The 276-nt window shown below is 69.6% G+C and carries 1 protein-coding gene; it reads left to right on the top strand.

Annotated elements, in window-relative coordinates:
* Window positions 1-233, top strand: a 233-nt coding sequence (locus ACLBX9_RS00470) for a hypothetical protein (protein WP_447717522.1), incomplete at its 5' end; no start/stop codon positions are given.
* Window positions 234-276 lie beyond the last annotated feature (43 nt).

Genomic DNA, 276 nt, shown 5'->3' with positions numbered 1-276 from the left:
CTCGCCTGCGGCGCCTCGGAATGACGGCAGGCTCGGCCGATGTGCCAAGGGCTACGGCTGATATGCTCGGCACCGTCGTCCTTGCGAGCGCAGCGGAGCAAGCCAGCGGCGTCACGCCGGCCGACGTCGCGCTGCCCTGGGTCGCTTCGCTGCGCGCGATGACGGTCGAGCACGCGTCGACCGGGCGCCCGACGGCACGAACCTTGACAATGTTCCTATTTTGTGCTTCCTGACCGCACCTGCCCGCGGCGCTTCGGGAGCGATCCTGTGGCGTCC

The organism is Methylobacterium sp. A49B (assembly GCF_053346215.1).
This window is presented reverse-complemented; position numbering and strand designations above follow the sequence as displayed.